This is a genomic window from Amycolatopsis sp. NPDC003676, from assembly GCF_053587275.1.
Genome location: NZ_JBSFNS010000008.1, coordinates 45,364 through 67,191 on the forward strand (window position 1 = coordinate 45,364; position 21,828 = coordinate 67,191).

The following is a 21,828-nucleotide window of genomic DNA, read 5'->3' on the forward strand; positions in this document are numbered from 1 at the left end:
CCGAAGCACCGCCTCGCGAACCCGGCGCGGCCGCTGTCGCCGCCGCCGAACCGCGGATGCGCCGGTCCTGGGCCGACGCCGGGATCATCGGCGCGTACCTGGCGTTCTCCGTGCTCCTGTTCGGCGGCCTGTGGGCCGACCTCGGCCAGGGCTACCTGTGGAACAGCGCGTCGGACCAGAACCTGTGGGAATGGTTCTTCGCGGTCACCGCGAAATCGGTGCAGCACCTGGAGAACCCGCTCACCAGCGGGCTGCAGAACTACCCGCTCGGCGTGAACATGATGGCCAACACGGCCATGCTGGGCCTGGGTATCCCGCTGACCCCGATCACGCTCGTCTTCGGCCCGACGGCCACCTGGGCGATCGCGCTCACCGGCAGCCTCGCCGGCAGCGCGGCGGCCTGGTACTGGGTGTTCTCGCGGCATCTCGTGCGGCACCGGGTGTCCGCGGCGATCGGCGGCGCGTTCGCCGGATTCGCGCCGCCGATGATCTCGCACGCCAACGCGCATCCGAACTTCGTCGCATGGTTCCTGCTGCCGTTCATCGCGCTCAAGGTGATCCAGCTGGCCCAGGGCCAGCGCCCGGTGCGCAACGGGATCTGGCTCGGCGTACTCACCGCGTACCAGATTTTCCTCGGCGAAGAGCCGCTGCTGATCTTCGCGCTCGGCTTCCTGATCTTCGCGGTCGCGTATTGCGTTTCGCGGCGGCGCGAGGTCAGGGCGATGGTGCGGCCGGTGCTGCTCGGCGGCGGCATCGCGGTGGTGCTGACGCTGGTGGTCGTCGCGTTCCCGTTGTGGTGGCAGTTCTTCGGCCCGGACAGCTACACCGGGCTGGAGCACGGCCAGGTCGGCAACGACACCGCCGCGATGACCCGGTTCGCGACGCAGTCGGTGTCCGGGCAGCCGGAGGCGGCGGCCGCGGTGTCGCTGAACCGCACCGAGGAGAACGCGTTCTTCGGCTGGCCGCTGATCGTGCTGATGGTTGTGGTCACCGCGTGGCTGTGGCGCGAGGTCGTGGCCCGTTCGCTGGCGATCTCGATGTTCCTGATGGCCTGGCTCTCGCTCGGCTCCGAAATCACCGTGCTGCACGAGAACACCGGCGTGCCCGGCCCGTGGAAACTGCTGGCGGACCTGCCGTTGTTCGAATCGCTGCTGGAATCGCGGCTGGCGATGGCGTGCGTGCCCGCGATCGGCGCGCTGCTGGCGATCGCCACTGATCGCGTGTTCACCGCGGCCGGGAAGGGCGAGCTGAAGCTGCCGGTGCGGCTGATCTGGATCGGCGCGGTCGCGGCCGTGCTGCTGCCGGTCGCACCGACCCAGCTGCTCGTGCAGAAACGCCCGCCGACGCCCGCGTTCTTCGCCGACGGCACCTGGCAGATGTACGTCGCGCCCGGCGGGACCGTCGTGCCGGTGCCGCTGCCGAGTTCGGGGGAGTCGGAACCGCTGCACTGGCAGATGGACGCCGGTCTGCAGTACGCGATGCCGGAGGGCTACTTCGTCGGTCCGCAGGGCCCGAACGACAAACGCGGCCGCTACGGCTCCTACCAGCGGCCGACCTCGACGCTGTTCGACCGGGTCCGGGACTCCAAACAGGCGCAGCCGATCACCGATGCCGACCGGGACCAGGCGATCGAGGATCTGCGCTACTGGAACGCCAGCGTGCTCGTGCTGATCCCGCGCGAGCACAGCGACGCCTACCGCACCACAGTCGACCTCCTGCTGCGCAAACCCGGGCAGTTCGTGGACGGCGTGTGGGTCTGGGATGTGCGCCCGATCACCGGGCATCGCTGACGCTGTCACATCCCGCGCGGCTGTCCCGTTCCTCCCTCGAACCACTCAGAAGGAGGACCCGACATGCCTCGTATCCCGGTCAAACGAGCCACTGACGGCGGCCCGGTGCTGAAGCTCTTCTACCGGATCGCCGGGAAGCGGTACGGCGCGGTGCCGGAGCCGATGGCCGTCGTGGCGCACCACCGCGGGCTGCTGCGGACCAGCATCGCGCACGAGCTGATGGCGGAGAAGGCGTCGAAGCACCTGCCCACAGGAGTGCGGGAACTCGCCGTGTACCGCGTCGCGACCCAGATCGGCTGCTCGTGGTGCGTCGACTTCGGCACGATGCTGCAGCGGCACGACGGCCTCGACATCGACCGGCTCAAGCACATCGACGAGTACGCGACGTCGCCGCTGTTCACCCGCCAGGAGCGGCTGGCGCTCGCGCTCGCGGACGCGATGTCCGGCCCGGCCGTCACGGTCACCGACGAGCAGATCGCCGAGCTGGTGGCCGAATTCGGCGAGAAGGGCGTGGTCGAGCTGACCTATCAGATCGGCCTGGAGAACTCGCGGGCGCGGATGAACAGCGCGCTCGGCATCGTCGACCAGGGCTTCACCTCAGGAGACGCCTGCCGCGTGCCGATCCCGTGACCGCCCGGCCCGGCCGGGGGCGTCACTGCTCCGGCCGGGTGATCCGGGTGAGCTTCTCCGGGTTGACCTGGTCGTAGACGCCGACGATGCGGCCGTCGCGCACGCTGAACGTCTGCACGCGCTCGTCGAGGGCGAGGTAGCCGTCGACCGCGGGCAGTTGCGGCAGCCACAGGCCGAGGTCGCCGTTGACGAGCACCGGTCGCCCGTTGTCCATCGTGCCCGGCGCGTACTTCGCCAGTACGCCGAGCACGAAGCGGGCGACCTTGTCCTGCCCGACGATCATGCGGCGGCTGGTGCGCGAGCGGCCGTTGGAATCGCCGATCAGGACCACGTCCGGGTGCAGCAGCTCGGTGACCGCGCGGATGTCGCCCGCCAGCAGCGCGACCACGAACTTCTCCAGCACCGGCTGCTGCTCCGCCAGTTCGAGCCGGGCGGGCGGATCGGAGTCTTCGACCGCACGGCGGCCGCGGGAGGCGTGCTGGCGCGCGGTCGCCGGGCTGCAGCCCAGCGCGTCGGCGATCTCCGCGAACGGCACCGCGAACGCGTCGTGCAGCACGAACGCCACGCGCTGCTCCGGCGTGAGCCGGTCGAGCACCACCATCGCGGCCATGCGCAGGCCGTCGTCGCGCACCGCTACTTCGAGCGGGTCCTCGCTCGCGGGCACGCCGAACGGCGTCACGATCGGCTCGGGCAGCCATTCGCCCACGTACTTCTCGCGCCGCACCGCCGCCGACCGCAGCCGGTCGAGGCAGATCCGCCCGACCACCGCGGTCAGCCAGCCGCGCAGGTCGCGGATCCCGGCGCGGCCCGCGTCGTCGAGCCCGGACAGCCGCAGCCAGGCCTCCTGCGTCGCGTCCTCGGCGTCCGCGCGGGTGCCGGTGAGCCGGTAGGCCGCGGCGATCAGGTGCGGGCGGTGGGCGTCGAACTCGGCGGCGAACTCCTCCAGCGCGGTCGTGGTGCTCATGTCCCGAGTGTGCCGCACGGCGCGGGGGGAGGGAGAACTATTGTGGTTCCCGTGGCAGGACGGATTCGGGAGAGCGATATCGCGGAGGTGCGTGAGCGCAACCGGATCGACGAGGTCGTGGGGGAGTACGTCGCGCTGCGCCGTGCCGGCGGGGGCAGCCTGAAGGGCCTGTGCCCGTTCCACAACGAGAAGACCCCGTCGTTCAACGTGCGCCCCACTCACGGGACCTTCCACTGCTTCGGCTGTGGCGAGGGCGGCGACGTCATCAAGTTCATTCAGAAGATCGACCTCGTGTCGTTCGTGGAGGCGGTCGAGCGGCTCGCCGACCGCGTCGGGATCCGGCTGACCTACGAGGGCGGCGGCGCGTCGGTGCAGCGCGACCGCGGCACCCGGTCACGGCTGATCGAGGCGCACCGCGCGGCGTCCGAGTTCTACATCGAGCAACTGGGCACCGACGAGGCGCGGGCGGCGCGGGACTTCCTGACCGAGCGCGGTTTCGACGCCGCGGCGGCCAAGCAGTTCGGCTGCGGGTTCGCGCCCGGCGGCTGGGACAAGCTCACCAAACACCTGCTCAACCGCGGGTTCGAGGTGAAGGAGCTGCTCGCGTCCGGTCTGTCGAAGGAGGGCCAGCGCGGCCCGATGGACCGGTTCCACCGGCGGCTGGTGTGGCCGATCCGCGACGTCGGCAACGACGTGGTCGGCTTCGGCGCCCGGCGGCTGTTCGACGACGACCGGATCTCGGCGAAGTACCTCAACACCTCCGAAACGCAGATCTACAAGAAGTCGCAGGTCATGTTCGGCCTCGACCAGGCCAAACGCGAGATCGCGAAACGACACCAGGTCGTGGTGGTCGAGGGCTACACCGACGTGATGGCGATGCACGCGGCAGGCGTGCCGACGGCGGTCGCGTCCTCGGGCACCGCGTTCGGCGAGGACCACATGAAGGTCCTGCGCCGGCTGATGATGGACGACGACGCCTTCCGCGGCGAAGTGATCTTCACCTTCGACGGCGACGAGGCGGGGCAGAAGGCGGCGCTCAAGGCGTTCGAGGGCGACCAGACGTTCGCCGGGCAGACCTACATCGCGGTCGCGCCGGACGGGATGGACCCGTGCGAGCTGCGCATCGCGAAGGGCGACACCGCGGTGCGCGACCTGGTGGCCCGGCGCACGCCGCTGTTCGAGTTCGTGATCAAGAGCATGCTCAAGCAGTTCGACCTGGATTCGGTCGACGGCCAGGTTTCCGCGCTGCAGAAGACCGTCCCGATGGTCGCCGCGATCAAGGACCGGGCCAGCCGGGACGGTTACGCGTCCAAGCTCGCCTGGTGGGTCGGCTGGCAGGACGTCGCGCAGGTGGTCAACCGGGTGCGCGGCGCGGCCGGAGCGGCGTCCCGGCGCGGACCGGCCGAACCGCAGCTGCGGCGGGGCGCGGCCCGGCGGGAGGAGACCCCGGCGCCCGAGCCGGAGAAGCAGGACCTGCCGCGTCCCGCGCCGAACGACCCGAGGTTCGTCGGGCAGCGCGAGGCGCTCAAGGCCGCGCTGCAGCAGCCCGCGATCGCCGGTCCGGAGTACGACTCGCTGCCGGAAGAGGCGTTCACGCATCCGGTGTACATCGCGGTGCACCTGGCCGTGCTGAAGGCGGGCGGGGCGGCCTCCGGGCTCACCGGGCCCGCGCTGCTGGACGCCGCGTCGGCGCACTGTCCGGAAGGGACGGTCCGCCGGGTGCTCAGCGAACTGGCGGTGGAACCGTTGCGCGCCTTGGGAGAAGTGGACTCGCGCTACATCTCCGGCGTGCTCGCGGGCGTGCAGGAGAACCTCGTCGGCAGGCAGATCGGCGAAATCAAGTCGAAGCTGCAGCGGCTGTCGCCGGTCGAGGCCCCGGATGACTACCGCGCGCTGTTCGGCGACCTGGTCGCGCTGGAGCAGTACCGGAAGTCGCTGCGCGAGCAGGCGGCGAGCGGGTGGGAGTGACGTGGGACTGCTGAACCGGTTCTTCGGCGGCGGGCTGCCCGCGGGGTTCCCCGGTGAGCTGGACCAGGGCGAGGATCCGGTCGCCGCGGCGGCGGTCGAAGGCGGCGGGCACCTGGTCGTGACGTCGCTGGGCCTGTGGATCCCGACCGGCGACGGCACGACGCGCCGGGTCGGCTGGCACTTGGTGGGCAAGGCGACCTGGGGCGACGGCGTGTTCACGCTGACCGAATCGGAGGAGACCGGGCGGGCGGGCGCGGTCGCGGTGCTGGCCGACCGCGAGCCGGTGCGGTTCCGGCTGCCGCAGCCGGGGAAGGTGCCGCAGCAGGTGCGCCTGCGCGTCGACGGCTCGGTGCGCGGACGGCACCGGCACGAGTTCCCCGAGGGCGGCGCGTGGTTCGTGCAGCGCAAGGTCCCCGGCCGCGACGGCGTGGAACTGCAGGTCCGCCCCGATCCGGGCACCGATCCCGCGCTGGTCGAGGCGGTCGCGGCGGAGGTCGCGGAGAAGCTGGCCAACCTCGGCGAGTAGCAGTACGCTCGTACTCAGTACGACTGTACTGTTGCTCGGCGGGAGGTTGCTCATGTGGGATCCGGCGAAGTACCTCGACTACTCCGACCTGCGCGGCCGGCCGTTCTACGACCTGATCGGGCGAATCTCGGCCGATGCGCCCCGCCGGGTGGTCGACCTGGGCTGCGGCCCTGGCACCCTGACCCTCGACTTGGCGCTCCGCTGGCCCGACGCGGTCCTGGAAGCGATGGACAGCTCGCCGGAGATGGTCGCCGCGGCGCGCGAACGCGGGGTGGCCGCCGAGGTCGGCGACGTCCGGACGTGGACGCCGAAACCGGACACCGACGTGGTCGTCTCGAACGCGGTCCTGCAATGGGTGCCCGGCCACCAGGACCTGCTGCGCCGCTGGGCCGCGGAACTCCCCGCCGGAGCGGTCCTGGCGGTGCAGGTGCCCGGCAACTTCTCCGCCCCGTCGCACGCCATCAGCCGCCAGCTAGCCGCCTCGCCTGCCTGGGCCGCACGGCTGTCGTCTGTGTCGCTGCGAGCCGAAGACGCAGTCGGCGAACCCCGCGACTACGCGGACCTCCTCGCTGACGCCGGATGCCTGGTCGACGCCTGGGAAACCACGTACGTACAACAACTTTCCGGCCCTCGAGCGGTCCTGGAATGGATCACCGGCACCGCGCTCCGCCCCATCCGCGCGGCTCTAGGCGACGACGACTGGGCTTCCTTTCAAGATGACCTCGCCCCGCTCCTGGACGAGGCCTACCCGCCCCGTCCCGATGGCACGACCTGGTTCGAATTCCGGCGGATCTTCGTCGTCGCTAAGATCCCGGGCTGATGTCGTACTGGAACACGAACGTCGCCCGCCATCCAGGCATCCTCCGCGCCGTGTCCGCCGGATGCGCGACCGCCCTGGACGTCGGCTGCGGAGACGGCCTGCTGGTGCGGAAACTGGCGTCCGCAGTGCCTTCGGTCACCGGGATCGACAAGTCGCCGGAGATGATCGCTCAGGCCCGCTCGCTGTCCTCGGACACCTTCGTCGAGGGCGACTTTCTCTCCGCTGACCTCGGCACGTACGACTTCATCTGCTCGGTGGCCACCATCCACCACCTGGACTTCGAGGCAGCCCTCGCCCGCATGCGAGACATGCTGAACCCAGGCGGCGTGCTGGTAGTGGTCGGCCTGGCCCGCGACGCGAGCGTGACCGACTGGGCAGCGACGATCGCAGCCGCACCGGTCGTGCGCATCGTGAAGACGCTGCGTCGAGCACACGGCCCAGACGGTATGCCAGCCATGCAGCCGCAGATGAGCTACCGCGAGGTGCGCACGACCGCGCAACGGTTGCTGCCAGGCGTGCGATACCGGCGACACGTACTGCGCCGGTACTCGCTCACCTGGCGAAAACCGTCCTGAGCTGGGGTTTTGCTGAGGGTTTGCTGGGTGCTGCCTCAGCCGTTCCCACGCCCGAACTTCTCGCCGAGCTTCGCCCGCGCCACCCCCGCCGCACCCTGGACCATCGGATGGTCGACCAGCTTGCGGTAGGTGCGCACGATCTGCTCGTACCGTCCCCGGCCGGCCTTGGTGCCCAGCACGTACCCCAGGCCCACGCCCAGCAGGAACTTCTTCATCGGCGGCCACACCTCTTTCTCAGCAGGACTTCCGACTGTCCATTGTCCAACACAACCGCCTTCCGTGCGGGGTTCCCTCCGTCTGCCCGCAAGACCCACCCCCCTGTGCGAGGCCGGAACGGCATGGGCTAAAGTTCTTCCTGTCAGCCCGGAGAGATCCGGACCGGCGGAGCACGATCCCCTGTAGCTCAACTGGCAGAGCATTCGGCTGTTAACCGGAGGGTTCTTGGTTCGAGTCCAAGCGGGGGAGCAAAGCCCAGGTCAGCGACCTGGGCTTTTTTGCTGCCTGTAAGTAGGGGCGATTGAGTGTCGATTGTGACGGTCGTCCAAGCGGTCGGCTGTCGGGCCGTCGGTGGTTCGCTGAGCCCGTGGCAGTTCGGAGCGGCGCCGCCGGATTGGCCGCTGTCGATCCTGGTGTGGTCGGCCCTCGCTCGACATGTCGATTCGTCGCTCGACGCGCGCATGCAATGCCTGTGGCAGCCGTGTTCTGGGCGCGTCGCCGCGCGGTTCGGGCCGCGCGGCCGCCGAGTTCGTTTTTCGGTTGAGCCGATCAACGTAGCTGCCGACGAAACGTCGCAGGGCTAAAGAGAGCCATCGGCAGAGACGCGATGAAGCAGCGGACGTCAATCGTGTGGTGAACCGCGATCGGGTGCCGACTTGTGCATTGCGGCTTCGATGATCGAGCTAAGGATGCGAGAGTATAACTTAATTGTCGTCGGAGCCTTCTTCCCCGCGCTGATAGGAATGGCGAAGGGGCGGAGAAGAGCCTGCTTGACTGCATTCTGCGAAGAACCTCCGGAAGTAGTTCGAGGTGGCGCTTCCGGTGAGTTGTTGTTCAGTGGGTCGCACGTGTTGCGGGCGCTGCTCTGTGCCGCGGGGGTCGCGTTGGACGGATGTTCCTGACCTGCGGGAACAGGGCGGCTGGCCCTTTGGCCAGTCCTCGTCGAACTATCGGCCGACACCAAGCCCGGACCCTGCAAGCCTCCTCGGGAGTGACTTGCACGGTCGGCGCGGACGGAGGTCCGCGTAGCTGGGGGAGTGGGAGGAACGCGCCGGTGGCTCAGGTGAAGACGGAATCCTGGGCGTGGCTGCCTCGGCGACGCGGGGCGTGCGATAACCGGACCCGTTAGCGCGTGGCAGAGCGTCGGTCCAATGGGCCGCTCGGACTCCATCCTGGGCTGCCGCCATTTCCGGCATCCGGCCGCTGGGCGGAACGATGACACACCGCACCGCATTTGCAGCGGACTTAATCATTGTCGCCGCAGCGACCGATAACTCGTTCGCCAACAGTGAGCAGTGACGGTTACAGCTTGGCGGCGCAGCGCGTCGGCCGGGCAGCGGGGTCCGGTGCCCGGCCGACAATGCCGATTCCTCAAGGGCCGCAAAGGCCCTTGTGGCGTCAGGCTCCCGGGGGCGCCGGCAGTGGCATGCCGGGGAGGTTCTGGTCGTTCGGCACGACGCCGTCGACGAGATAGGCCTCCACGACGTTGTCTACGCCCGCGTTGCCGCCGGCGTAGATGCCGTGGTCGCCTTCGCCGGTGATGGTCAGCATCCGCGAGTTGTCGAATGCCTTGTGCGCGCGGCGCGCGCCCTCGATGGGCGTCGCCGGGTCGTGTTCCGACTCGACGATCAGCACCGGCGGAACACCCTTGCCGTTGAGCACCGGCAGCGGGGCGGGGGTGTTCTTCCAGAACAGGCACGGCTGGATGAACCAGCCGGCGCCGAGCAGCGGCAGTTGCCGGTCGATCAGTTTCTGCGACTGTTTGACGGCGCTCTGGGGCGAGCCGGTCCACGGGCCTTCGTTGCACGGGATCGTCCAGAACGACGCGTCGTAGGAGTCACCGTCGGCCGGCACCATCAGCGGCTGCGGGCCGGACGTCGTGGTGCTCTTGTCGGCGGCCTTGACCCGCTGTGCGGCCGACGCTTTGGCCTGGGCCGAAGTCGTGCTTTGGGTCAGCGCGCGGACGTTGACCAGGTAGTCGGCCAGCCCTGGAAAAGCGCGCTTCGAGTAGATCTGCGCCGCGATGAACGAGTCGAGGCCGTTGGCCGACACGTGCGAGCCGTCGGGCAGGGTGACCGCGTTCTGGGTCAGGGCGTACCGGACCTGCTCGTAGGTCTGGCGGGCCGCCTCGCCGGTGGTGCCGAAGTGGTAGAGCTTGTCGTAGTTCGCCATCCACGGCAGGAAGTCCTGCCGCCAGCGGCGCTCGAAGCCGAGCGGTTGCGCGTCGAACGACTTCTGCCAGGTCGTGGTGAACTCTGTCGCGGAGTCGAGGACGAACCGGCCGGTGTGCGCGGGGAAGGCCTGGGCGTAGTGCGCGCCCATCCAGGTGCCCGCCGAGTAGCCGACCCAGTTGATCTTGTCGCGGCCGAGCAGCACGCGCAGCAGGTCGATGTCCTTGACCGTCTGGTCGGTGTTGATCAGCGGGCCCAGTTCGCCGGACTTCTGCTGGCAGGACAGCGCCGCGTATTTCGTCGCCTGGAGGATCAGGTTCAGGTTCTGTTTGCTGCGGTCGCGCGGGTCGAGGTCCGAGCCGGTGCCGATGGCGCCGCCGCAGGTGATGTTGGTGCTCTTGCCCGTGCCGCGCGGGTCGAATCCGACGATCTCCTGGTGCTCTCGCAGCTTGGCCTGGTTGCGCAGCCGCGCCGGGAAGTTGCGCCCGGGAGCTCCCGGGCCGCCCGGGTTGGTGACGACGCTGGCTGTCGCGTTCTTGGTCGCCTTCAGCCGGCTGACCGCGATGGTCAGGTCGATCTGGGCGTTCGGCTGGTACCAGTTGCGCGGCGTCTTGTAGGTCGCGCACTCCATGTCCTTGGCGCCCTCGGGCGGGGGAGTCGGCAGTTCGGAGGGGACCGCGCACGGGTGCCAGTCCAGCTTTTGGCTCGCGTACTGCGCGGGGATGCCGGCCGGGTTCGGCGGCTGCTTGCCTGCGGCAGCCTCCTGGCCCGCGAAGGCGGGCGTGAACCCGGCCAGCAAGGTGCCGGCGATCGCCGGGATCACCACCGCGTAGCGGAGTCGTCTCATATGGTTGCCCCTTTTGGGTCTTTCGCCAATGAACGGGCTATTCCTATAGCGCTGGCCAGGGCGAGACAACCGCCGTTGGTCGGTGGCGCACAGCGCCGCGATCGAATCGGTACCGGGAAGTCCCGGCGATGCTGCCGCAGTCCGGAGAACAGCCGGTACCGCATCTCCGTCTCGGCATGCCGCAGCGCTCGTGGTCGTGCGGCATGCCAAGACGGTCTGGCCACGGTCGCGGACGCTGCTCTCAGTTCCGGTTTCTCGCGGAATGCCGAAGAAGTTACGGGCTGGCGCGGCGACAGCCGGAAGCCGCGGCCTGGTGCGGATACAGGTTCTCCGACGACGGCCTGGCCCCGGCACCGGGTTCGCGGCCCGCGGAGTTCCGGTGACGTCGATCGCCACGGACACCATCTCCGCGGAAGCCGGCGGCGTCGCGAGGTCTTCGGGATCGTCGACCCAGCCTGACCAATAGGCAGCGGTCATCGTGGTGCGGACTTCGACGGAGGTGTTGGCCCCGCTCGATCCGCGCGCAGGCGTGCGGCAAACCGGCTTCGCGCACAGGGCTCGGGAATTCCCTTTGTTTCACCGCGCGGGTCGCCGTCGGTCGTTGCCGTATTCGAGGGCCGCGAGCCAGGCCGTGTGGTCGATCAGCCGGAAATAACCGTCTCCCTGGTGGTTGAGATCGGCGGGCTGGGCCAGGCGGGGCAAAGTGCGCTGAACGAGTGCCCGCGCACAAAGAGCGGGCGAACTGGTGCTCACCTCGGTATTCCTTCCGCGCGTCAGCGCGGTGGGAAAGCAGGGGAATTCAAGGATTCGGCGGAACCTGCTCGGGGAACTCCGCTTGTCTCGGAGGTCTCCTGGAACCATGCTGAATTAGCCCGATCGGCGCACGCTTCCCGTTCGTGCGCGGGGGAATGCGCCGATGGAGTGCCTCGACGGCCAGCGGATACTCCTTGAATCGGTCCTAACCCGGCGGGAAGGCCGCTCCGCGCGATTGCGTCCGCTTCACGTGAACGATGACCGAAACGTGGACACCAAACGCACTGTGTGATTTCGGGCGACGCGCGACTGCGATTCAGGAATCGCTCCGAGAGAGGGGCAGGCTTCGGTGGTCCATTTTCGGGGTGCGTCGTCCTGCCCCGCGCTTCCTGCTGGTGTGGGTGCGGTCGGTGGTCCAGGCGAGCGCGGCGACGACGGGGAAAGCCGCCGCGGTCAGGGTGACCGCATGCCAGTTGCCCCAGTGGTAGGCAAGGGTGCCGAGTTGGGAGCCGAGGGCGCCGCCGACGAAGAAAGTGGCGATGTAGACGCTGGTGATTCGGGCGCGGGCGGCCGCGTCGAGTTGATAGATGATGTGCTGTCCGAAGATCAGGGAGCACTGCACGGCGCAGTCGAGGAGGACCGCGGCGGCGGCGAGCGCGGCGATCTGCTGGGCGGCCAGACCGGCCCAGGCGAGGGTGGCTGAGGCGAGCAGGCAGGTCACGGGAGTGAGCCGGTGGGCGAGCCCTCGGTCGGCGAGGCGGCCCGCGAGAGGTGCGACGAGCGCGCCGGCGGCGCCGACGAAAGCGAACAGGCCGATCTGGAGCTGGGAGTAGTTGTACGGCGCGGCGGCCAGGACATAAGAGATAGTCGTCCAGAACGCGCTGAAGGCGGCGAACATGCAGGCGTGGTAGAAGGACCGGCGGCGCAGCCGAGGATGCACGCGGACCAGGCTGGCCGTGGAACGCAGCAGCGCGCCGTAGGAATGGGTGCTGGTGGGGGCCCGGCGGGGCAACGCGCGGCGCAGGACCAGGGCCAGGACCGCCATCAGCGCGGCGGAGACGAGGTAGACGGCGCGCCAGCCCGCGACGTCCGCGAGCAGGCTGCCGACGGTGCGGGAGAGCAGGATCCCGGCGAGCAGTCCGCTCATGACCTTGCCTACCACGGCTCCGCGCAGGTGATCGGGGGCGAGGTCGGCGGCGTAGGGGACCAGGACCTGTGCGACGACGGAGGTGGCGCCCGCGACGAGCGCGGCGACGAGCAGGACGGCGAAAGCGGGGGCGAGGCCGCCGGCGGCCATGGCCAGGGCCGTGACAGCGAGCAGGACGGAAACCAGGCGGGAGCTCTCGATGCGGTCGCCGAGGGGGACCAGGAACACCATGCCGGCGGCGTAGCCGAGCTGGGTCAGGGTGATCAGCAGGCCGGCGGTCGAGTCCTGGAGCCGGAAGGTCCGGCGCAGCATCTCCAGGAGCGGCTGGGCGTAGTAGAGGTTGGCAACGGTCAGCCCGCAGGAAACGGCCAGCAGGACGACCAGCCGGCCGGGCAGGGCTCGCTGTCGTGCGTTCGGCTCGGGTGCGGCACGGGCGGCTGCGGGCATGGTCTGTCTCCGGATGCGGACGCGGGCAGGGGCAGAAGCCGGCTCGGCTCCACGGGTTGGCCGCTCCGGGCCTGATCCGTCGATCGAGCAGCTGACTTGTATAGAACAAAGGTTCTATATTGAACTCAGGTTCAATGTAGAACGCGGCAGGTACGCTGTCAACCATGAAGAACCCGGGCGACCCGCTGCCCCAGGGGATCGAGATCGGTGCGCTGTCCAGGATCATCCGGCAACACTTCGCCGACCGGATCGAGCAGGTCATCCACCCTCTGGGACTCACCCTCGGGCAGTGGACCGTGCTGCGGGAGCTGAAACGGGCGCCCGGAGCCTCCGCCTCGGAACTCGCGCGCGCCGCGGTCCACACGCCGCAGGCGGTCAGCCGTCTCGTCCGGACCCTGCAAGAGGAGGGATTGGTGGAGCGTTCCCCGGCCAGGGGCCGGGTGGTGGACAACCATCTCACGGCCAAGGGGCACAAGCTGGTGGACGAGACTTTCGTCCAGATCGAGGCCCGGCTGACCCCGGCGCTGGAGAAGTTCGGCCGGGCTGACGCCGAGGAGTTCCAACGGCTGTCCCGGCTCCTCGTCAAAGCTCTCGAAGACCCGGCCTGAACCAGGGGTGCCAGGAGCCGGCGGAGATCGAGGGCGGAGCGGCGGCGCAGTCCTGATCTTGCCCTCGAGGCCAGTGGCGGTTCCCGCGTTGCTCGCTGCTTGCCCGGCTCGTATCCGCCGCGTTGCTGCTGGGGGACGTCCTGCGCCGCATCCTGAGGTCCGGTGTCTTCGCGTTTTGTCTGCGATTCGGGGATCGCACGCGGGAAGGCGCCGCGATGGGGCAATCGTCCGTCCCCGTCGCTTCACCGCTGGGGATGTCGCACGGGAGCCGACGGCTTCCCTACGGTCCGTCGAAGGAGCGGAATCCTCGTGCGAGGTAGTTGGCGAGCGCGTGGGGATGGTCGTCGCTGGAGGTGTGCAGCCAGATTCTCCGTGCGGGCAACGCCCAAGTCATCCGGAGCGCCTCGGTAAGGAACAACCCGCCCAGACCTTGGCCGATGTGTTCGGCCAGCAAGCCGAACGAGTCGATCTCGATCTCCGGTGCGTCCTGAAGATTGAGGGACAGCAAGCCGATGGCCTCGCCGCCGATCACGCCGGCCCAATGCCGCAATGTCCGGTCGTCGAGATAGGAACGCCACTGCTGGTGGTCCCATTGCTGGCTCGGCCAGGAAAAGTCGCGTCCGACGGCGAGGGTCAGCGTACGGACGTCGTCGCCGTTGAGGGGGATCAGCTTCAAGCGTCCGTCGGCGGACGACGCGGAGGGGCGCAACTCGCGCGCATCAGTCATCTCAAGATAAGCCAACTGCGGCACACCTCGATGATCGCATACGGCCGTCAAGCCCGATCGCGGGCCGCTGCTGTGTTCGAGGCGAGTGTTCTTCGGTGCTCGGCCACCGGATGGAGGAACTCTTCGGCGGAGGTGTGCCGTTCCGGTCCGGGATCGCCTGGCCGGGGGTGGTTCGCCTGGCCGAGGGGATAGGCCAGTCCATCGACGTGCTGGTGGTGGCCACTCGTTCGGAAGCGGACTACGTCCGGGAAGAGCTGGATCGGGACGACTTTTCGCGCTGCTTGGCGATGTTCCGGATCTTCGATTCGGGCGAGGCGGCACTGGGCGTCAGTTCCGGCTTGTCCGGCGGCAAAGAGATCCTCGAAGGCGTCCTGGCGCTCTGGGACCGGAACTGACGGCGCTCGCGTCGAGGACGCCCGGTTTGCTGCCGGTTCCCGGGCGGTTTTCTGGCTGGTCTGGGACGCCTCGCGGTCCCATGGTGGTCGGGGTTCCTGCTCGCCCCGCGCGGTCCGTCCTGAACCGCGCGGCCTCGGCTTGATCTCTCGGAAGGGATTCTCGCGATGACCCTTGTTGCGCGTGGCAGCCGTTCGCGCTGCTTGGCCGGGGACCACGGGGCCGCGCTGCGGTCGTTGCGTTCGGCGGCCGAGAGCTACGCCGCGCGGGGCTGGCCGGTGTTGCCGGGGCCGGTGTGCGACGGGCTCACGAGCTGGGATCCGGTCACTCTCGAGCTGCTCGGCGGCCGGGAGCCGGCGGTGTCCCCGTCCGGCGCCACTGTCGACCGGCGCGTTATTTCCGAGTGGTGGTCTGCGCATCGGCAGGCGATTCTCGCGCCGGTCGGACGGCACTTCGACGTCCTGCGCACTCCGACTCACCTCGGCTGGCGGATGCTCGCCGCCTGCGACGGTGGCCGGCCGCTTGGTCCGATGGCGTTGTCGCCGCACGGGGCGTACTTCTTCGTCGAGCCTGGCCTCCGCGTGGACCACGATCTGGCACCCGGGGTCGAGGTCCTTTCGCCGGGGGACCTCGTTGTTCTCCCGCCGAGCAGGGTTGTCTCGGGGGTCGTGTGGTGGCGCATCTCGCCGGTCGATCAGGACGCGCTGGGCGACGGCGACGGGATTCTGGGCAAGGTTGCCGAGCTATCCCGCGAATTCGGGTAGTGCTTCCCTTCTCGATCACGCGGAACCTGCACCGCGGTCTTGCCGGAGTTTCGCGGTCCCGGCGGCGGGGCATCCGGGCGGTCGAAGGGCTGGCTCTCCGGCTGCCGCGAGCCGACCCTGCCATGACCGCCGCGACCCGGGAGCGTCCGTGCCGATTTCCCACCCCGACAAGGTGTTCTATCCCGACGACGGTCTCACCAAAGGCGACGTCGTCGAGCATTACCGCACGGTCGCGTCCGCGATGCTGCCGCACCTGCGCGGCCGCCCGCTCACCCTGCGGCGATACCCGGACGGGGTCGAGGCACAGGGCTGGTTCCAGAAGCACCCGAGCGAGCACTTCCCGTCGTGGCTGCGCACTGAGCACGTGCCCCGCAGCGGTGGCGGCACCGACGAGTACGTCGTGTGCGACGACGAGGATTCCCTGCTGTACCTGGCCGATCAGGGCACGGTGGAGTTCCACGTCTGGCTGTCCACTGTGGACGCGCCGGAAAAGCCTGACCTGCTGGTGCTCGACCTGGACCCGCCGGACGGCACCGACGTCGCCGACCCGCGCACCGCGGCCCGCCGCATCCGGGACCACTACGCCGACGCCGGTCTGACCGCGTACCTGCAGGCCACCGGCGGTCGCGGCTTCCATGTCGCGGCGCCCCTCGACGCTACGGCCCCGACGGACGTCGTCTTGGAGCTCTCGCGCGCCCTGGCGGACCGCGTCGCGTCCGCCGACCCAAAGCATCTCACCACCGCACAGCGCAAGGACCAGCGCGGCGACCGCATCTTCGTCGACGCGAACCGCAACGGTTACGCCCAGACGTTCGTGGCCCCGTACTCCCTGCGCGCCCGCCCCGGCGCGGCCTCCGCGACCCCGCTCGACTGGGCGGAGCTCGGCAAAGCCGAGCCGAACGGCTGGGGCCCGGACAAACTGCACCGGCGGCTGGCGCGCAAGGACGACCCGTGGCTGGGAATCCGGGAGGACGCCGGATCGGCGGAGAAGGCGTTGGAGAAGCTCGGCTGAAGTTGCTCGGCGCGCGGCCTTAAGCCAGTGTCGCACTTGCGTTGCGGGCTTTGCGGTACGTGAGGGGAACCCTCATTGACTCTGATTCCCTCAGGGTTCCCCTCACGTACCGCGACGATCAGACTCCGGAGATCTGCTGAATCCAGTCCCGGCCCGCGGCCACGCTGCCGTAGGTCGTCACGCTGGAGCGGTCGCTCGTCGAGCACACGCCGACCTGAACGCCGTCGTCGACCATCGGCCCGCCCGAATCCCCGCCGGCCACCGCGCCGTTCGGCGTGCTCGCGGTGATCGCGGGTCCGCCGGAGTTGTCGCTGTCCTGGGTGTTCGAGATCGTGACCACGGCCTGCTTCAGCACGCTCGACTGGTGGTGGCCCTCGTCGGAGCTCTGCGTCGCGCCCCAGCCGTACACCGTGGCGCTGTCGCCCTCCTGCGCGTCGCTGGAGCTGCTGGCGAGGCGGGCGAACGTGCTGCCGCCGTCGGTGTTCAGTTTGATCAGCGCCAGGTCGCCGCCGGAGTAGACATAGGTGGAGGAGGCCTTGGCGTGCACGCCGCCGCTGGCGCTGTTGGACCCGATGTAGAGGTCGATGTCCGTGAGGCGCTGGCCGTTGTTGTCGTACATGCAATGCTTCGCGGTGAGCACCCAGCGGCTGCCGATCAGCGTGCTGGTGCAGAAGAACGTGTACCCGTTGGCGTGGCCGTTGAACCGCGTGATGTAGCCGGGGTTCTGCGCGGTGCTGCCGCCGATGATCGACGGCTGGGCCTCGGGCGCGGCGGGGCTCGCGGACGCTGGGGTCACGGCGATCGCGCCGAGCACCGCGCAGGAACCGGTCAGCACGGCGAGGGCCCGGGTGAGTGCGCGCATGTCGCTCCTTGGGGAAGGCGTTTCCGATGGGGACGCTTCCGAACGTAAGCAGCGCGGCGGGACAGCGGAATCCGCCGAAACGCCCGTGGCGGGCAAGCGGCGGCGACGCGACTTTCGACGGGTTGCCAACCGGTGAATCAGTGCCGACAATCCGTCTCAGTCCGTTTTTTCCAGGAGGGGCGAAATGCGGTTGTTCGCCCCGGCTCCGGTGCGGGAGCGGCTGGCCCAGGCGCTGGCCGAGGGCCCGTTCGAACGCGCCCTTTCGCTGGCCATCGAACGCAGCGGCCTCGGCCTGGCGCGGCTGCGCGAGCGGCTCGCGGCGTCCGGCGTGCCCGTCAGCACGACCACGCTCAGCTCGTGGCGCACCGGCCGCAGCCGTCCGGAGCGGCCGGAATCGTTGCGGGCGCTGGCCTTGCTGGAACCTGTGCTGGACGTGCCGCCGGGTTCGCTGCGCGCCCTGCTGGACCGGCCGCGCACCGGAGGTCCGGCCCCGCGCGCGGCGCGGTGGGACCGGTTGTGGGAGAACCGCAGTCTCCTTCCGATGGTGCTGAATTCCTTCGAGGACTCTTCGCCGGAGTCGGTGAGCGTGCACGAGACGCTGCACGTCGATGCCCAAGGCCGGATGCGCGGTCTCCACGTGCGAGAGGTGCTGCGGGCATTGGACGAACCGGCGTTCGTCCGCATCGTGGCGCTGCGGGGATTCACGCCCGGGCGGTCGCCGGAGCTGGTGTCGGCGCGGTATTGCCGTCCAGGGATCGTGCGGGCGACGCCGGAGCAGGCGTTCTCGGTGACGGAATTGGTGCTGGACCACCCGCTGGCGCCGGGCGAGACGGCGATCGTGGAGTACCGGTTCGCGTTCCGGGACGAGGAGCCGGACTCGCGCTACGACCGGCGGTTCCGGCTGCCGATCGCGGAACACCTGCTGGAAGTGCATTTCGACCCGGCGGCGGTGCCCGTGGAATGCGTGTCGTACCGGCAGGATTCGCCGGCGGGGCCGGAGTTGGAGAACGCGGAGGTGCGGGTGCGCTCCGGCGTGCCCGCGCATGTGATCCGGACCGGGCAGGGGCCCGGGATTCACGGCATGCGGTGGCGGTGGTGATCCGGCGACCGTCCGCGATCCACTGCGGACATATCCTTTGTGGACAGTGGCTTCTGCCTTGAGCTGAGCGTTTCGCGTGCGCGCGGCTACTGAGAGTTCGTTTTCCGCTGACTGGCGGGGCGTCGCTGCGCTGTTCGGCCGAATTTCTTTTTTTCCTGGCGAGTAGCCAGTTTTGCCGGGGACGTTCCGGGTAGCCGACCCCTCATGTTTCCACGGCCAGGTGTGAGAGGACGCGGCGACGGCCGGAGGCGGCATGGCTGAGGATCGCCGGTCGCCCACCGTTCTGATGCGCGACGCGCGTTCGGTGTTCGAGGAGCTGACCGAAAAGGACATCGAGTCCGTGTCGGCGTTCACCAAGGACGGCGACGGATGGAAGCTGCTGGTGGAAGTGCTTGAGCTGGAACGGGTTCCGGACACCACCAGCCTGATGGCCACGTATTGCGTCCGCGTCGACGCACAGGGCGGCTTCCTCGGCTACGAGCAGGTGCGGCGGTACGCGCGCGGCCAGACCGACGTGTGAGGAAGGGAAAGGGGATTTCATGACCATGGCGACCGGACGGTCAAGCTCGGGCAGCCAGCTGCAGCGCGGGCCGGGAACCGGGAACCTTTACGACATTCTCGAGCTGATCCTGGACAAGGGTCTGGTGATCGACGCCTTCGTAAGGGTTTCGCTGGTGGGCATCGAGCTGCTCACTGTGGACGCCCGGATCGTGGTGGCCAGTGTGGACACATACCTGCGGTTCGCCGAGGCTTGCAACCGGTTGGACCTCACCCGCGCGTCGAGCGCCACGACGCTGCCCGACCTGCTGGGCGAGGTGACCGAGAAAGGCGCCAAAGGAAAGTCCAAAGGCGCGTTGACCGGTGCTGTCGAGACCTTCGCCGAGCAGTTCCAGAAGTCCAGCGACAAAGACGGGGAAGAGGCTGAGGAGCGGCCTCGCAGCCGTAGCCGGCGCAGCAGTGCGAGGTCGAGCGAATGAGCACTTACCTGTACGGCATCACGTTCGCCGATCATCCCGCCGAGGTGGGCAATCTGCGCGGCGTCGGGTCGTCGCCAGCGCCCGCGCGGGTGCTGCCCGCCGGAGACGAACTCAGCGCGGTAGTCGGCGACGTCGAAGGCGAGCTGCGGGCGAAACGCCGGGATTTGCTTGCCCACCAAGAGATTCTGCAGGCATTGTGCGACCGCGGTCCGACGTTGCCGATGCGCTTCGGCATCGTCGCCGACGACGATACTGCGGTGAGAGAAGAGATCGCGGCCAAATCCGAGGTGTACCGGGCTGTTCTGCACCGCGTCAGCGGGCACGTGGAGATGAACGTCAAAGTCTCGCATCGGGAAGAGGCTGTCCTCGGTCAGATTCTCGCGGGCGACGAGGAAATCCGGAATCTGGCCGCGAGCCTGCGGGAAGACGCCGGACGCGGGGAGGCGGAACAGGTCCGGTTCGGCGAACTGGTCGCCGGGCGGCTGGAACAACGCGAGGCCGAGGACGCCGACGCGATTCTCGGGTATCTGCTTCCGCTGGCGTCCGAGCATTCCCCGGGGCCCCAGGTCGAGGGATGCTTCTTCAACTGCTCATTCTTGGTGCCCAAGGAGAAAATGACCGAGTTCCAGGACGCGGTGCGGAAGTTGACCGCTCTCGTCGAAGAGGTCGCGGACGTTCGCGCACAAGGACCGCTGCCGCCCTACAGCTTTACCGAGGACCAGTAGTGGGGCTGCTCGGCGAGCTTCTCCTGCTTCCGCTGGCACCGGCGCGAGGCGTCGCCTGGGTGACGGGACGGGTCGTCGACGCCGCCGAGCAGGAACAAATCGCGCAGCTGCAGCGGGAACTGGTTTCCCTGGAAAAGGAGCTGACAGCGGGCGACATCAGCGAGGAGGAGTTCGACCGCAGGGAAGACGAAATACTCGATCTGCTCGAAGAATTCGACCGGGGGGTTGCCGGATGAACGGAGCGAACAGATGACACCGGGAATGAAGGTCGCGGCCGCCGTGGTCGGCGGATACGTGCTCGGGAGACGGAAGAAAGCCAAACTGGCCATCACGATGGGCGCGTGGCTCGTCGGGAGGAAGCTGAATCTCGACCCGAAGAAGCTGCTTTCGGACATCACGCACGAGCTGGCTTCGTCGCCCGAACTGGCCGGGGTGCGGGACCAGGTGCGGGACGAGGTCGTGGGAGCGGGCAAGACTCTGGCCTCGGACATCCTGACGCACCAGGCAGGACGGCTTGCCGGTTCGCTGCAGGGGCACACCGAGAGCTTGCGCGACAAAGCCGCCGGTCTTCCGATCGGCGGCCAGGACGAGGAAGACTCGCATGATCAGGACGGCGACGACAGCGAGGACGACGGTGCGGAAGAAAGCTCTGCCCGGCCTCGCAAACGTCCGGCGAAACCGCGCAGCTCGGCGCAGGGGGAGCGTAAACCCGCGCGCAAGCCGTCCGGCGGTTCAGCGTCGCGCAAGCGGACGTCCTCGAACAGCCGGACGCAGAAAAGCCCGGGGGTGAACCGTGGCTGAATCCCGTTCTGGCAGCGAGGAAATCGGACCCTTGGCGAAGCTCCGGGAACTGGCCTCGCGCAATCCCGCGACAGAGCAATTGCTGCACGCCGGCGAGGAGTACGCACAGGCGAAGGCCGAACAGGTGATGTCCTCGGCAGGCGCCAAATTGGGCGAGGCGTCCCGACGGCTGGCCGACGCTGGCGGAAACGGCTCGCTGAAAGGGTTGTTCAGTGTCGGCGAGAAAATCGCCGAAGGGAAAACACCGGTCAAGTCGATGGTCGAGGCCGGCGGCAAAGCCTTGAAGAACTCCGTGTCGGGTCTCTTCGGCAAACGCGGGGGTGGCTCCGGCACCAAGAAGGTCATCAACATCATCGAGGACATCGACGTCGGCGTGCCGATCCGCGAGGCGTACGACCAGTGGACGGAGTTCCAGAAGTTCAGCAGCTTCACCAAAGGCGTCGTCAGCGCCGAGCAAACCGACGACACCACTTCGCAGTGGCGGTTCAAGATCTTCTGGTCGAATCGGTCGATGAAGGCCACTGTCACCGAACAGATCCCGGACGAACGGATCGCTTGGACCACCGACGGGGCCAAGGGCACGATCAAGGGCGTGGTGACGTTCCACGAACTCGCCCCGAGCCTCACGAAGGTCCTGCTCGTTATCGAGTACTACCCGTCCGGGCTGTTCGAGAAGACCGGCAACATCTGGCGGGCGCAGGGCCGCCGGGCGCGCCTCGACCTCAAGCATTTCCGCCGGTTCATCACGATGGCCGGGGAGGCGTCGGGAGACGGCTGGCGCGGCGAGATCCGCGACGGCGAGGTCGTGCGCGGCCCGGAGGACGAATCCGACGAGGACGAACCTCCCGAGGAGGAGGACACCGGCGGCGAGCCCGAGGACGAGGAGTTCGCCGAGGAAGAACCCGACGACGTCGACGAGGAAGACGAGGACGTCGAGGAAGACGACGCCGAACCCGAGGACGACCGGCCCCGCGGCCGCCGGGCAGTCTCGGCGAGGTGACGAGGA

At 68.8% G+C, this 21,828-nt stretch carries 24 protein-coding genes and 1 tRNA gene; 18 read left to right on the forward strand and 7 right to left on the reverse strand.

Annotation, left to right across the window (positions count from 1 at the left end):
• The first annotated feature begins 56 nt into the window (after positions 1-56).
• Both ACWDNU_RS07100 and ACWDNU_RS07105 read left to right on the forward strand, forming a co-directional pair.
• On the forward strand, positions 57-1,790 hold the full coding sequence (locus tag ACWDNU_RS07100; RefSeq protein ID WP_370940710.1) for a glycosyl transferase: 1,734 nt from the start codon (positions 57-59) through the stop codon (positions 1,788-1,790).
• A gap of 63 nt (positions 1,791-1,853) precedes the next feature.
• The gene (locus ACWDNU_RS07105; protein WP_370935707.1) at positions 1,854-2,420 is read left to right on the forward strand and encodes a carboxymuconolactone decarboxylase family protein; all 567 of its coding nucleotides are present in this window, start codon (positions 1,854-1,856) and stop codon (positions 2,418-2,420) included.
• 22 nt (positions 2,421-2,442) lie between these two features.
• Here ACWDNU_RS07105 and ACWDNU_RS07110 read toward each other — a convergent pair whose 3' ends face one another.
• Positions 2,443-3,384: a sigma-70 family RNA polymerase sigma factor gene (locus tag ACWDNU_RS07110; RefSeq protein WP_370935708.1), complete on the reverse strand. Its 942-nt coding sequence runs from the start codon at positions 3,382-3,384 to the stop codon at positions 2,443-2,445.
• A 51-nt stretch (positions 3,385-3,435) separates the two neighbouring features.
• Here ACWDNU_RS07110 and dnaG point away from each other — a divergent pair, with 51 nt between their 5' ends.
• The 4 genes from dnaG to ACWDNU_RS07130 are packed head-to-tail and all read left to right on the forward strand — an operon-like array spanning position 3,436 to position 7,273.
• Positions 3,436-5,352: a DNA primase gene (gene dnaG, locus ACWDNU_RS07115; protein WP_449668095.1), complete on the forward strand. Its 1,917-nt coding sequence runs from the start codon at positions 3,436-3,438 to the stop codon at positions 5,350-5,352.
• A gap of 1 nt (position 5,353) precedes the next feature.
• On the forward strand, positions 5,354-5,878 hold the full coding sequence (locus ACWDNU_RS07120) for a hypothetical protein (protein ID WP_449668096.1): 525 nt from the start codon (positions 5,354-5,356) through the stop codon (positions 5,876-5,878).
• A gap of 52 nt (positions 5,879-5,930) precedes the next feature.
• On the forward strand, positions 5,931-6,698 hold the full coding sequence (locus ACWDNU_RS07125; protein WP_449668097.1) for a trans-aconitate 2-methyltransferase: 768 nt from the start codon (positions 5,931-5,933) through the stop codon (positions 6,696-6,698).
• Complete coding sequence (locus tag ACWDNU_RS07130) at positions 6,698-7,273, forward strand: class I SAM-dependent methyltransferase (protein ID WP_449668098.1); 576 nt, start codon at positions 6,698-6,700, stop codon at positions 7,271-7,273. Before ACWDNU_RS07125 ends, ACWDNU_RS07130 begins: the two co-directional genes overlap by 1 nt.
• A 35-nt stretch (positions 7,274-7,308) precedes the next feature.
• Here the strand turns inward: ACWDNU_RS07130 and ACWDNU_RS07135 are convergent, their stop codons facing one another.
• Positions 7,309-7,488 (reverse strand): hypothetical protein, encoded by a 180-nt coding sequence (locus tag ACWDNU_RS07135; RefSeq protein WP_116204675.1) that lies wholly within the window; start codon positions 7,486-7,488, stop codon positions 7,309-7,311.
• Between the two features lie 177 nt (positions 7,489-7,665).
• On the opposite strand from ACWDNU_RS07135, the gene ACWDNU_RS07140 reads away from it, so the two are divergent.
• Positions 7,666-7,738 (forward strand) — tRNA-Asn (locus tag ACWDNU_RS07140).
• Between the two features lie 1,149 nt (positions 7,739-8,887).
• On the opposite strand, the gene ACWDNU_RS07145 is transcribed toward ACWDNU_RS07140, so the two are convergent.
• The 3 genes from ACWDNU_RS07145 to ACWDNU_RS07155 all read right to left on the reverse strand — a co-directional run bounded on the left by ACWDNU_RS07145 (position 8,888) and on the right by ACWDNU_RS07155 (position 12,854).
• The gene (locus ACWDNU_RS07145) at positions 8,888-10,507 is read right to left on the reverse strand and encodes an alpha/beta hydrolase (RefSeq protein ID WP_449668099.1); all 1,620 of its coding nucleotides are present in this window, start codon (positions 10,505-10,507) and stop codon (positions 8,888-8,890) included.
• 576 nt (positions 10,508-11,083) lie between these two features.
• Positions 11,084-11,260 carry a hypothetical protein gene (locus ACWDNU_RS07150; RefSeq protein WP_449668100.1) on the reverse strand — a complete coding sequence of 59 codons (177 nt, stop codon included), beginning with the start codon at positions 11,258-11,260 and terminating at the stop codon, positions 11,084-11,086.
• A gap of 316 nt (positions 11,261-11,576) precedes the next feature.
• Entirely contained in the window at positions 11,577-12,854 is a 1,278-nt protein-coding gene (locus tag ACWDNU_RS07155; RefSeq protein ID WP_449668101.1) for an MFS transporter, read from the reverse strand.
• Positions 12,855-13,018: 164 nt separating this feature from the next.
• Here ACWDNU_RS07155 and ACWDNU_RS07160 point away from each other — a divergent pair, with 164 nt between their 5' ends.
• Complete coding sequence (locus tag ACWDNU_RS07160) at positions 13,019-13,462, forward strand: MarR family winged helix-turn-helix transcriptional regulator (RefSeq protein ID WP_449668102.1); 444 nt, start codon at positions 13,019-13,021, stop codon at positions 13,460-13,462.
• A gap of 280 nt (positions 13,463-13,742) precedes the next feature.
• Here the strand turns inward: ACWDNU_RS07160 and ACWDNU_RS07165 are convergent, their stop codons facing one another.
• Positions 13,743-14,189, reverse strand: a complete 447-nt coding sequence (locus ACWDNU_RS07165; protein WP_449668103.1) for a GNAT family N-acetyltransferase — start codon at positions 14,187-14,189, stop codon at positions 13,743-13,745.
• Between the two features lie 95 nt (positions 14,190-14,284).
• Here ACWDNU_RS07165 and ACWDNU_RS07170 point away from each other — a divergent pair, with 95 nt between their 5' ends.
• From ACWDNU_RS07170 to ligD, 3 genes are all read left to right on the forward strand, one after another.
• Positions 14,285-14,584, forward strand: a complete 300-nt coding sequence (locus ACWDNU_RS07170; RefSeq protein ID WP_449668104.1) for a hypothetical protein — start codon at positions 14,285-14,287, stop codon at positions 14,582-14,584.
• A 165-nt stretch (positions 14,585-14,749) separates the two neighbouring features.
• Positions 14,750-15,346 carry a bifunctional DNA primase/polymerase gene (locus tag ACWDNU_RS07175; protein WP_449668105.1) on the forward strand — a complete coding sequence of 199 codons (597 nt, stop codon included), beginning with the start codon at positions 14,750-14,752 and terminating at the stop codon, positions 15,344-15,346.
• A 148-nt stretch (positions 15,347-15,494) separates the two neighbouring features.
• Positions 15,495-16,358, forward strand: coding sequence for a non-homologous end-joining DNA ligase (ligD, locus tag ACWDNU_RS07180; RefSeq protein WP_449668106.1), 864 nt, complete (start codon positions 15,495-15,497; stop codon positions 16,356-16,358).
• Positions 16,359-16,476: 118 nt separating this feature from the next.
• On the opposite strand, the gene ACWDNU_RS07185 is transcribed toward ligD, so the two are convergent.
• Positions 16,477-17,220 (reverse strand): S1 family peptidase, encoded by a 744-nt coding sequence (locus tag ACWDNU_RS07185; protein WP_370935718.1) that lies wholly within the window; start codon positions 17,218-17,220, stop codon positions 16,477-16,479.
• A gap of 184 nt (positions 17,221-17,404) precedes the next feature.
• Here ACWDNU_RS07185 and ACWDNU_RS07190 point away from each other — a divergent pair, with 184 nt between their 5' ends.
• The 7 genes from ACWDNU_RS07190 to ACWDNU_RS07220 all read left to right on the forward strand — a co-directional run bounded on the left by ACWDNU_RS07190 (position 17,405) and on the right by ACWDNU_RS07220 (position 21,822).
• Positions 17,405-18,319, forward strand: a complete 915-nt coding sequence (locus ACWDNU_RS07190; protein ID WP_449668107.1) for a hypothetical protein — start codon at positions 17,405-17,407, stop codon at positions 18,317-18,319.
• Between the two features lie 253 nt (positions 18,320-18,572).
• A complete protein-coding gene (locus ACWDNU_RS07195; protein ID WP_449668108.1) occupies positions 18,573-18,839 on the forward strand; it encodes a gas vesicle protein GvpO in 267 nt (88 codons plus the stop codon).
• 19 nt (positions 18,840-18,858) lie between these two features.
• A complete protein-coding gene (locus ACWDNU_RS07200) occupies positions 18,859-19,296 on the forward strand; it encodes a gas vesicle structural protein GvpA (protein ID WP_449668109.1) in 438 nt (145 codons plus the stop codon).
• Positions 19,293-20,021, forward strand: a complete 729-nt coding sequence (locus ACWDNU_RS07205; protein WP_449668110.1) for a GvpL/GvpF family gas vesicle protein — start codon at positions 19,293-19,295, stop codon at positions 20,019-20,021. The genes ACWDNU_RS07200 and ACWDNU_RS07205 overlap by 4 nt, the downstream gene beginning before the upstream one ends.
• Complete coding sequence (locus ACWDNU_RS07210) at positions 20,021-20,257, forward strand: gas vesicle protein GvpG (RefSeq protein ID WP_449668111.1); 237 nt, start codon at positions 20,021-20,023, stop codon at positions 20,255-20,257. Before ACWDNU_RS07205 ends, ACWDNU_RS07210 begins: the two co-directional genes overlap by 1 nt.
• Before the next feature lie 13 nt (positions 20,258-20,270).
• Positions 20,271-20,822 (forward strand): hypothetical protein, encoded by a 552-nt coding sequence (locus ACWDNU_RS07215; RefSeq protein WP_449668112.1) that lies wholly within the window; start codon positions 20,271-20,273, stop codon positions 20,820-20,822.
• 31 nt (positions 20,823-20,853) lie between these two features.
• Positions 20,854-21,822, forward strand: a complete 969-nt coding sequence (locus ACWDNU_RS07220) for an SRPBCC family protein (RefSeq protein WP_449668113.1) — start codon at positions 20,854-20,856, stop codon at positions 21,820-21,822.
• Positions 21,823-21,828: the final 6 nt, after the last annotated feature.